The sequence below is a fragment of the Streptomyces tateyamensis genome, assembly GCF_003205575.1.
Taxonomy (GTDB): domain Bacteria; phylum Actinomycetota; class Actinomycetes; order Streptomycetales; family Streptomycetaceae; genus Kitasatospora; species Kitasatospora tateyamensis.
Window position 1 is genome coordinate 797 of sequence record NZ_PYBW01000209.1, and the last position, 6,060, is coordinate 6,856.

6 protein-coding genes are annotated in these 6,060 nt (G+C 72.5%); 4 read left to right on the top strand and 2 right to left on the bottom strand.

Annotation, left to right across the window (positions count from 1 at the left end; genetic code table 11):
- Positions 1 to 259 precede the first annotated feature (259 nt).
- Positions 260 to 430: a hydrophobic protein gene (locus C7C46_RS32565; RefSeq protein WP_110673524.1), complete on the top strand. Its 171-nt coding sequence runs from the start codon at positions 260 to 262 to the stop codon at positions 428 to 430.
- A gap of 213 nt (positions 431 to 643) precedes the next feature.
- Positions 644 to 1,774, top strand: coding sequence for an AI-2E family transporter (locus C7C46_RS32570; RefSeq protein WP_110673525.1), 1,131 nt, complete (start codon positions 644 to 646; stop codon positions 1,772 to 1,774).
- A 129-nt stretch (positions 1,775 to 1,903) separates the two neighbouring features.
- Here C7C46_RS32570 and C7C46_RS32575 read toward each other — a convergent pair whose 3' ends face one another.
- Positions 1,904 to 4,027, bottom strand: a complete 2,124-nt coding sequence (locus C7C46_RS32575) for an MMPL family transporter (protein ID WP_110673526.1) — start codon at positions 4,025 to 4,027, stop codon at positions 1,904 to 1,906.
- 167 nt (positions 4,028 to 4,194) lie between these two features.
- Here C7C46_RS32575 and C7C46_RS32580 point away from each other — a divergent pair, with 167 nt between their 5' ends.
- Complete coding sequence (locus C7C46_RS32580) at positions 4,195 to 4,632, top strand: MarR family winged helix-turn-helix transcriptional regulator (RefSeq protein WP_181442658.1); 438 nt, start codon at positions 4,195 to 4,197, stop codon at positions 4,630 to 4,632.
- Positions 4,633 to 4,686: 54 nt separating this feature from the next.
- On the opposite strand, the gene C7C46_RS32585 is transcribed toward C7C46_RS32580, so the two are convergent.
- On the bottom strand, positions 4,687 to 5,118 hold the full coding sequence (locus C7C46_RS32585; RefSeq protein WP_110673528.1) for an SRPBCC family protein: 432 nt from the start codon (positions 5,116 to 5,118) through the stop codon (positions 4,687 to 4,689).
- 233 nt (positions 5,119 to 5,351) lie between these two features.
- Between C7C46_RS32585 and C7C46_RS32590 the strand changes: the two genes are divergently transcribed.
- Positions 5,352 to 6,060, top strand: a 709-nt coding sequence (locus C7C46_RS32590) for an AAA family ATPase (RefSeq protein ID WP_181442659.1), incomplete at its 3' end; no start/stop codon positions are given.

Consider the following 6,060-nt stretch of genomic DNA (forward strand, 5'->3'; position numbering starts at 1 on the left):
GTCGCCGGGCGCGAACCGACTGCATTCTCGTTCCCTGCGGCCAGTCGGTTTCACGTTCCGGCTTCGCGCGGGTTGGTTGGCCAAGGGGGCCGCGAGGGTGCCGTCATCCAGCCGTGGCCTCGACGGCGGCAAGCTGGTGCGCAGGAGCCCGTGACCGTGCCGGGGCACACCGTCTACCCCGGATCAGTCGGAAAATTCCCCCGCATATGTGCCGCAAGCCAGGGCAAGCGGATTGCCGACACTGACTACGGAGGTCGAGATGGTTCCCCTTCTTCTTGTTCTGCTCCTGGCCCTGCTCCTGTTCGGCGCCGGCTTCGCACTCAAGGCCCTGTGGTGGGTGGCGATCGTGGTGCTGGTGGTGTGGCTGGTCGGATTCGTGGCCCGGGGCACCGGCGCCTCCGGCAGCCGCGGCCGCTGGTACCGCTGGTAGGCAGTCAGACCCCGCCGCAGGCACGGCCGGGACGGCGAGGGGGCATGCACCACCGTGCGTGCCCCCTCGCCGTATCCGCTCCTCCAGCAGGGGGTTCTCTCGCCGCGGCGCGAGGCTTCTCCCCGGCGGGTACCGCCGTCCACACCAGGGGGCAGACGGCGACGGGCGAGGAACGACGGTGACGGCCCCCGCACGAGGGCCCAAGGAGAGACGATGGATTCCGAAACGCCCGCAGGAAGCCCCGCCCGCGATCTGGCCCCCGTCCGCCGGGCCGGTGGCCCGCGCACCCGGATCCAGAGCCCCGGGCGCACCGCGCCGCAGGTCAAATCGTGGTTCCGCGCAGGGTTCGCGCTCAGCGTCGGCGCGCTACTGGCCTGGCATCTGACGGACGCGGTACTGCAGCTCACCTCGCTGCTCACGCTGCTGCTCCTCGCCGTGTTCGTCGCGGTCAGCCTGGAGCCCGTGGTCGCGTGGCTGGTACGCCACGGTCTGCGCCGCGCCTGGTCGGTGGCGGTCGTGGTGGTGGGGCTTGCCGCGCTGCTTGCCGCTCTCCTCGCCATGGTCATCCCACCGGTCGACAACGAGGTGGGCGCCCTGGTCGACGCGGTCCCCGGCTGGCTCCAGCAACTGCATGACCACCAGTCGACGCTGGGCCGGATCGAGGACCACTACCACCTCGTCGAGCGGGTCAAGGAGCAGTTGGGCCACAACGGTTCGGCGTCCAGTGCGTTCGGCGGCGTGCTCGGCGCGGGCCAGCTCCTCCTCAGTACGGTGACGTCGACAGTGATCGTCGTCACCGTCTCCCTGTACGTGATGGCGGCCCTACCCGTCATCAAGACGTTCTGCTACCGCTTCGTGCCGCGCAGCCGGCGCGAGGAGGTGGAGGAGATCACCGAGGAGATCCTCCTCCGGACCGGTCGCTACATGCTGGGCAATGTGCTGACCTCCGCCGTCGCGGGTCTGGCGACCTTCGTGTGGTGCGCGGCCACCGGTGTGCCCTACGCGGGGGCGCTGGGGGTGTTCGTGGCGCTGATGGACTTGGTCCCCATGGTCGGCTCGACCATCGGCGGCGTGGTCGTGAGCCTGGTCGCCCTGTCGGTGTCGCTCCCGGTGGCCCTCGCCACCGCCGGTTTCTACATCGCCTTCCGGCTCCTGGAGGACTACCTGATCATGCCCAGGGCCATGAAGTTCGTGGTGGACGTGCACCCGATCGTCACGGTGGTCGCGGTGCTCCTGGGAGGTGCACTGCTGGGCCTGGTGGGAGCGCTGGTCGCGGTGCCGTCCGCCGTCGCACTCGGCCTGATCCTCGACGCGTACGTCTTCCCCCGCATCGAGAACGTCTGAGCGGGTGCAGACGGGGGCGGCGCTCGCCCCCGCACCGCTCTCCTCGGCGAGGACGGCGCCCAGCGCCCACCAGCGGGCGCGTGCCGAACGAGACGTTCCGGTCTTGCCGGGCCGGCGGCGGGATCCGGGTCAAGCAGCCGGGTTGTGGAGTGAGTTGCTGCCGGTGGTCTCCGGCCGACCGGGCCACCAGAACCGGCGGCCGGTGAGCAGCACCAGGGCCGGGACCAGCACGGTTCGCACCAGCAGGGTGTCGAGCAGGACGCCGAGGCCGACGATGACGCCGATCTGGGTGAGGGTGATCAGCGGCAGCACCCCGAGCACGGCGAAGACCGCCGCGAGCAGGATGCCGGCACTGGTGATGACGCCGCCGGTGGAGGCCAGCGCGCGGCGCACCGCGGTGCGCGTGTCGTGGCCCGCGACGGTGTCCTCGCGGGTGCGGGCGATCAGGAAGATGTTGTAGTCCACGCCGAGTGCGACCAGGAAGAGGAATGACAGCAGCGGGACGTCGGTGTCCAGCGCGGGGAAGTCGTACACCGTGCGGAAGAGCAGCCAGGCGGCGCCGAGGGCGGCGAAGTAGGAGGCGATGACGGTGGCGATCAGCAGCACCGGGGCGACCAGCGCGCGCAGCAGGCCGACCAGCACCAGGAAGACGATGGCCAGCACCAGCGGGACGACCAGGCGGGTGTCGTGGGCGTTGGCCCGGCCGGTGTCGTAGGCCTCGGCAGTGGGCCCGCCGACCAGGGCGTCGGCGCCGGGGAGCCGGCCGACCCGGCCGCGCAGGGCTTCCAGGGCCCGGTCCGACGCCACGGTGCCGGGAGCCGCGGTGAGGACCACGCTCGCCTCGGCGTACCGGTCGGTGTGCGCGGTCGCCGTGACGGAGGCGACGCCCGGAACCCGGCGGGCGGCCTCGACCACCTGGTCGGCGGCGGCGACGCCGGACACCAGGGTCAACGGCTCGGCGGCCCCGGCCGGTTGGACGGCGGCGAGGGTGCGCTGGCCGAGCACGGCCTCGGGTGTGGTGCGGAAGGAGTCGGCCTGGGCCAGGCCGGTGTGCAGGCCGAGTCCGCCGCAGGCGAGCAGTGCCAGCACGGCGGTGCCGGCGGCGGCGACCAGGGCGGGCCGGGCGGAGACGGCGGCGCCGATCCGCGACCAGAGGCCGCGGCGGTCGGCCGTCACGGCCCCGCCGACCGCGGGCACCAGCGGCCAGAACAGCCGGCGGCCGGGCAGTACCAGGGCGGCGGGCAGCACGACCAGGCCGAACAGCACGGCGGTGAGGATGCCGATGGCGCCGGCGAAGCCGAGGCCGCGGTTGCCGGTCAGTTCGGCGGCCAGCAGGGTGAGCAGGCTCAGCACCACGGTGGTGCCGCTGGCCAGCACGGCCGGTGCGGTGCCGCGCCAGGCCCGGGCCATGGCGGTGAACCGGTCGTCGGTGAGGTGGAGTTCGTCGCGGTAGCGGGAGACGAGCAGCAGCGCGTAGTCCGTCCCCGCGCCGAAGACCAGGACGGACTGGATCCCGGCGGTGGACGCGTCGACCTGGACGCCGGCGTGCGGGGCCAGCACGCCGACCAGGACGGCGGCGAGGCGGTCGGCGGCGCCGACGACCAGCAGCGGGACCAGCCACAGGATCGGGCTGCGGTAGGTGATGATCAGCAGCACGGCGACGACGGAGGCGGTGGCGAGCAGCAGGTTCGTGTCGGCGCCCTCGAAGACCTTGCCGATGTCGGCCCGGACCGCCGGCGCACCCGTCACTTGGGCACGCAGCGGTGTGGGCAACTGGTCGGCGGCGGTGCGGCGGATCCGTTCGACGGTGTCGCTGTTGGCGCCGTCGGCCGCGCCGGTGGGCAGCAGGACGGCGAGGGTGGCGACCCGGCCCTGCAGCGTTTCCGGCTGGGCCGCCGCCGGTGCCAGGCCCAACGCCCCCAGCGGTGCGGCGCGTTGGGCGATCACGGTCTGCTCCTCGGGGGTGAGCGGACTGCCGTCGGTGTTGCTGAAGACGACGATCGCCGGGGCCACCGCGCCGGTGGGGAAGGTCTTGACGATCTCGGCGACCCGGGCGGACTGCGAGGAGGCGGGCAGCCCCGTGCCGGTCGCCTTGGTGGTGGTGGCATCGCTCGGGCCGAGCGCGAAGGCCGCGCCCAGGCCGACGAGGGTCAGGAGCAGGACGAGCCATGCGAGCGAACGCGGTTGATGCGCCCCGCTCCCGGCGCGTGCGGGCCTGGTGAGCGAGTCGTTGCCTGCCGGCGCAGTGGGCATGGATGCGCACCCCAAAAGTCGTTAAGTAACTTAGCGATTTGTAGCGTGTCAGACTTGCTCCCATGGCGCAACATTCATCGTTCGGAGCGCGCGGCGAGACGGATTCCCGCTCGAGGCCGGCAACGGCCCCTCCGGCGGGCGACCCTCTGTCGCAGGCGCTGCGCGAGGTGCTCACCCTCACCCAACTGGCCCGCGCCGAACTCGCGGAGCGGCTGGGCATGCCGCTGACCAACGTCGAGGCCGTCGAGCACGTCGTCATGGCGTGCGGGGCCGGCGAGCCGATCGGCCCCGTCGAGCTTTCCCGGCGCCTTGGCGTCACCAGCGCCGCCGGCACCCAGTCCGTCAACCGCCTGGTCGCCGAGGGCCACATGACCCGCGGCCCGCACCCGCGCGACCGCCGCCGCCAGGTACTGGACGTGACCACCAGCGGCCACGAGCACGTCATGGGGGAGCTGGGCCCGATGCTCGGCCTGATCCATCAGGCGAGCTCGGAGCTGACCGAAACGGAGCGCGAGGGGGCCCTGCGCTACCTCCAGCTCATCGCCGAGGCCTACCGCTCCTTCCTCCACCCACCGGCGCCCGACTCGCCCCAGACCAGGAACTAGCAGGACGGGCAGCCACGCGCCCGTGCGCCGCTGCGGCCGCAGCCGCCGATCCGATCAGTGCTCCCGCACGGCGCGGGGGAGCTGCTCGGCCACCGCATCTGCGAGGCGTTCGAACTCCGCACGCAACACAGGGGCCGCCAGGCGGGCCAGGCCGTGGAAGCGCAACTGCGCACGGTAGACGAGGACCGTGCGGACACCCTCGGGGCGCACAGTGATGTCGTCGGTCGCGGTGACGGTACGGTTGCTCCCCACGAACACCAGGCGGCCGGGCTCGTACGTCTCCAGCCGGTAGTTCAGCTCGCTGCGCCGGCCCCGGAACCGGGACACGTTGAGCCACCGCGAACCGGCCGCGACCGGACCGGAGTCCAGGCGGGTGCAGCTCTCCGTTCCCGGATCCCAGGCGGGTGTGTTGCCGAAGTCGGCCAAGTAGGTCAGGACCTCCCCGGCCGGCCTCTCGACGATGATGGTGCGCTCCACGGTGATCATTCGGGCTCCCTGCGTCCTCACACCCGCAGGCACGCTGCCCGCGGCATAGGTGGTTCGACACGGCAAGCTGTCCGGATGGTGTTCCGGCGGATATCGAGATGCCCCCGCGCTCCCCGTCCGAGCCCTCGGCATCGCACTGTCGCCGTGAAGTGCTAGCGAGCCGCTGCCGGGGACTGGGCCGTCGGGCAGGAGGGGGTAACTCCCGAGGTCAGAAGGCATGGCATGATTCCGGAGTGGCTCCCGCGACCGGCTCCGAGTACATACCGCCTGCTGAGCGTGCCGTTCTTGTCGACCTGTTGGCCGGTGTTCGGGCCGGCCGGGGCGGGGCGGCGGTCGTGCGGGGTGAGGCGGGCATCGGGAAGACGGCGCTGCTGCGCCACGTCACCGACGGCCTGTCAGGTGTGCGGCTGCTGTGGGTGAACGGGGCGGAGTTCGAGGCTGACTTCGCGTACGCCGCCGTGCACCAGTTGACCCGCCCGCTGCACGAGCGGATCGAGCACTTGCCCACCGCGCAGCGGGACGCGCTGGCGGTGGCGCTGGGAGTGGGCGAGGGTGACACGCCGAGCCGTTTCGCCGTCGGCCTGGCCCTGCTGGGGCTGCTGGCGGACGCTGCTGGGGAGCAGCCCGTGGTGTGCGTGGTGGACGACGCGCAGTGGCTGGATCGGGCGTCGGCGCAGGTGCTGGCGTTCGTGGCCCGGCGGATGGCGGACGAGTCGGTGGCGTTCGTGTTCGGGGTGCGCGACCCGCACGTCGTCGCGGAACTCGAAGGACTGCCGACGCTGACGCTGCCTCGGTTGTCCGACCAGGTAGCGCGACGGATGCTGGCCTCCGGTCTGCTCGGTCCGCTGGACGAGCAGGTGCGGGAGCGGATCCTCGCCGAGGCGCGCGGCAACCCGCTGGCACTGCTGGAGCTGCCGCGCCGGCTCGATCCGGTTGGCCGGG